Source organism: Phytobacter massiliensis JC163, assembly GCF_000321045.1.
GTDB classification, from domain to species: Bacteria; Pseudomonadota; Gammaproteobacteria; order Enterobacterales; family Enterobacteriaceae; genus Phytobacter_A; species Phytobacter_A massiliensis.
On record NZ_HE578945.1, the window covers coordinates 1,350,011 to 1,354,163 of the forward strand.

The window sequence follows — 4,153 nt, forward strand, 5'->3', positions numbered from 1 at the left end:
GCCTACCACCGACGCCGCCATCCTGAAGGCGAACAATATCCAGAACGTGATTGGCATTCAGTCCATTGATACCGGCATCCTGGGCGCGGTTATCGCCGGTATTATCATCTGGACGCTGCATGAACGTTTTCACACGATCCGCCTGCCCGACGCGCTGGCGTTTTTCGGCGGTACGCGCTTTGTGCCCATCATTACCAGCGTCGTCATGGGGCTGGTGGGGCTGGTGATTCCGCTGGTATGGCCGTGGTTTGCGATGGGGATCAACGGGCTGGGGCAGATAATCAACAGCGCCGGTAATTTTGGCCCGATGATTTTCGGCACCGGGGAGCGCCTGCTGTTGCCATTCGGCCTGCAGCACATTCTGGTGGCGATAATTCGCTTTACCGAAGCTGGCGGGACGATGGATGTCTGCGGCCACAGCGTGAGCGGCGCGCTGACTATCTTCCAGGCGCAGCTGAGCTGCCCGACGACACAGGGCTTTTCGGAAAGCGCTACCCGCTTCCTGTCACAGGGTAAAATGCCCGCGTTTCTGGGCGGGTTGCCCGGCGCGGCGCTGGCGATGTACCACTGTGCTAAACCAGAGAATCGCCATAAAATTAAAGGGTTGCTTATCTCCGGCGTGATTGCCTGCGTGGTGGGCGGCACCACCGAACCGCTGGAATTCCTGTTCCTGTTTGTCGCGCCTGTGCTCTATGCCATTCATGCCCTGCTTACCGGGCTCGGTTTCACCGTGATGGCGGTATTAGGGGTGACTATCGGCAATACTGACGGCAACGTCATCGATTTTGTGGTATTCGGAATTTTGCACGGGCTGTCGACAAAATGGTATCTGGTGCCGGTGGTCGCGGCCATCTGGTTCGCGGTTTACTACGCTATCTTCCGCTTCGCCATTTTGCGCTTCAATATTAAAACGCCCGGTCGGGAAACCGAAACTGCCAGCGCCGCTGAAAAAAGCGTGGGCGGCCTTACCGGCAAATCGGGCTATAACGTTCCGGCTATTCTTGCGGCGCTGGGCGGCGCGGACAACATCGTTTCGCTGGATAACTGCATCACCCGCCTGCGTCTGTCGGTGAAAGATATGTCGCTTGTCGATAGCGCCGCGCTGAAAGCCAACCGGGCCATTGGCATCGTCCAGCTTAACCAGCACAACCTGCAGGTGGTGATTGGTCCGCAGGTCCAGTCGGTTAAAGATGAGATGACCGAACTGATGAACTCGGTGCACGCTTAGTCTTTTCGCCCTTACCCGGGGTAAGGGCGACAGTAAAAGGAAAGAGAGATGTTTGATTTTTCGCAGACCATCGATCGCCACGGCACCTGGTGTACACAGTGGGACTACGTGGCCGACAGGTTTGGGCACGCCGATCTGCTGCCGTTTACCATCTCCGATATGGATTTTGCCACCGCGCCCTGCGTTATCGACGCTATGCAGCAGCGCCTGGCACATGGCGTACTCGGCTACAGCCGCTGGCAGAATGAAGCGTTTATCCACGCGACCCGGCACTGGTTTGCCACCCGCTTCGGCGTTACCCCCAGCAGCGAAACGCAGGTATACGGCCCTTCCGTTATCTATATGGTCGCGGAGATGATCCGTCAGTGGTCGCGCCCCGGCGAAGGGGTTGTTGTGCACACCCCAGCGTATGACGCCTTTTACAATGTCATCAGCAGCAACCAGCGGCGCTGTGTTCCGGTGCCGCTGACGCACAACGACAGCGGCTGGTTTTGCGATATGGCGGCGCTGGAAGCGGCGCTGGCGCGGCCTGAAAACCGCATTTTACTGCTCTGCAGCCCGCACAACCCCAGCGGTAAGGTGTGGACGCGGGCGGAACTGAGTGAAATGGCGAGGCTGTGCGAACAGTACGATGTCCGGGTCATCAGCGACGAGATTCACATGGACATGACCTGGGGCGCGCATTCACATACGCCCTGGTGCGACGTGGCGCGTGGGCCGTGGGCCCTTTTTACCTCGGCCTCGAAAAGTTTCAATATTCCTGCCTTAACCGGCGCTTACGGGTATATCGCCGAGGCGGATGCCCGGGCCGGCTATCTTGCGGCGCTGAAAGGCAGAGATGGCCTCTCATCGCCTGCCGTACTGGCGCTGGTAGCGCATATCGCAGCCTACGAGCAGGGCGCGCCCTGGCTCGACGCCCTGCGCCGCTATCTACAGGACAACCTCCAGTTTGTTGCCGATGAGCTTAATCAGGCGTTTCCCGAGCTTAACTGGCGGATGCCCCAGGCCACCTATCTTGCATGGATTGATCTCTCTTTACTGGGGATCGACGATCGGGCGCTGCAACAAAACCTGATCACGCAACAAAAAGTGGCAATTATGCCCGGGGCCACTTACGGCGAGCCGTACCGAACGTTTATCCGCCTGAATGCCGGCTGTCCCCGGCAAAAACTGGCGCAAGGTGTGGCGCGGCTGATCGCCGGTATTCGGGCGGTGCGTTAACGCCTGTGTTGCGCAAAACATTATCATTTTGCGCAACATAGCTTTTTAATGACAATTATTCTTATAATAGATCGCACTTTAGCTGAAAAAAGAGTGCGACCATGATTGATACTAACCTGCCTTTAACCGATATTCATCGCCACCTGGACGGCAACATCCGGGCGCAAACTATTCTCGATCTTGGCCGCGAGTTTAACCTCCCTCTTCCCGCACAAACCTTAGACGCGCTGCTTGAGCATGTTCAGGTCACCAAAAATGAGCCTGACCTGGTCAGTTTTCTCGCCAAACTGGACTGGGGGGTGAAAGTGCTTGGCTCACTGGAAGCCTGCCGCCGCGTAGCGTTTGAAAATATGGAAGATGCGGCGCGTAACGGCCTGCATTATGTGGAGCTACGCTTTTCGCCGGGCTATATGGCGATGGCCCACAACCTGCCGGTCGCAGGGGTTGTTGAGGCGGTCATTGCCGGGGTGCGCGAAGGCAGCAAAGCGTTCGGCGTCGAGGCCCGCCTTATCGGTATTATGAGCCGCACCTTTGGCGAAGCGGCCTGTCTGCAGGAGCTGGAGGCGTTGCTGGCGCACCGGGAGGCGATTACCGCCCTCGATCTGGCGGGCGATGAACTGGGCTTTCCCGGCAGCCTGTTTCTGCCTCACTTCAACCGCGCCCGCGATGCGGGCTGGCATATTACCGTGCATGCCGGGGAAGCGGCAGGCCCAGAGAGTATCTGGCAGGCGATACGCGAACTGGGGGCGGAACGCATCGGCCACGGCGTGAAGGCCGTAGAGGATCCGGCCCTGATGGCGTTTCTGGCTGAACAGCGTATCGGCATTGAGTCGTGCCTGACGTCGAATATTCAAACCAGCACGGTGCCCTCCCTGGCACGCCATCCACTGAAAACGTTCCTTGAGCAGGGCGTGCTGGCCTCGATCAATACCGACGACCCGGCGGTACAGGGGGTGGATATCGGCCACGAGTATCATCACGCCGCGCCAGCCGCGGGATTAAGCCGCGAGCAGATCCGTCAGGCGCAAATTAACGGCCTGGAGATAGCGTTTCTTAGCCAGGCGGAAAAACAGGCGCTCAGGGAAAAAGTTGCTCAGGGGTAAGCGTTATCCCGGGTGCGGCTTGCGCCTTACCCGGGCTACGTTTGGGTTGTAGCCCGAATAAGGCGCATCCGGGAGGCTCGCTTTTCAGGTCAGGCTCAGCGTAGCCCGGTGCTTCGCCGATTCAATCCCAAGCTCAATCAGTTCCATTATTTTAATAGCCTGGCTTGCCGGCACCGGGTTCTCTCCGCTGCCGTTCAGGGCATCGCGGATAGCCGCATAATAGGCCGGATAGTTGCCCGGCACGGTGAGCCAGGTCTCTTCGGTGCGGTCTTCACCCTCTACGCGGGTAACCACGCCGTCACGCATATCGTATCCCCAGTCCTCCTGCGGCAGCTTCGCCCCGCTCTTTAACCGCTCTTCCTGCGGATCGAGGCCAAATTTTACATAGCTGCCACGGGTACCGTGGACGATATAACGTGCCGACTCCGCCGCCGCCAGCATCGTGCCGTGGAGCACTACACGCCGCTGCGGGTAAGAGAGCACCGCATGGAAATAGTCTGTCGCCTGCGCGCCGGGGCGCAGCTGCGCCAGATCGACCGTCAGAGAGACCGGTAAGCCAAACAGGTTGACCGCCTGGTCCAGTAAATGCGGTGCCAGATCG

General features: G+C 58.8%; 4 protein-coding genes. 3 read left to right on the forward strand and 1 reads right to left on the reverse strand.

All coding sequences use genetic code 11. The features are described from left to right. The 3 genes from malX to add form a co-directional block, all read left to right on the forward strand. A partial coding sequence (malX, locus tag ENTHG_RS06650) for a maltose/glucose-specific PTS transporter subunit IIBC (RefSeq protein WP_044176949.1) occupies nucleotides 1–1,228 on the forward strand: 1,228 nt, incomplete at its 5' end. Nucleotides 1,229–1,276: 48 nt separating this feature from the next. Further along, nucleotides 1,277–2,449 (forward strand): MalY/PatB family protein, encoded by a 1,173-nt coding sequence (locus ENTHG_RS06655; protein WP_044176958.1) that lies wholly within the window; start codon nucleotides 1,277–1,279, stop codon nucleotides 2,447–2,449. A 101-nt stretch (nucleotides 2,450–2,550) separates the two neighbouring features. Then, nucleotides 2,551–3,552, forward strand: a complete 1,002-nt coding sequence (gene add / locus ENTHG_RS06660; RefSeq protein WP_044176968.1) for an adenosine deaminase — start codon at nucleotides 2,551–2,553, stop codon at nucleotides 3,550–3,552. 84 nt (nucleotides 3,553–3,636) lie between these two features. Here the strand turns inward: add and ENTHG_RS06665 are convergent. Continuing rightward, a partial coding sequence (locus tag ENTHG_RS06665; protein WP_044176979.1) for a Gfo/Idh/MocA family oxidoreductase occupies nucleotides 3,637–4,153 on the reverse strand: 517 nt, incomplete at its 5' end.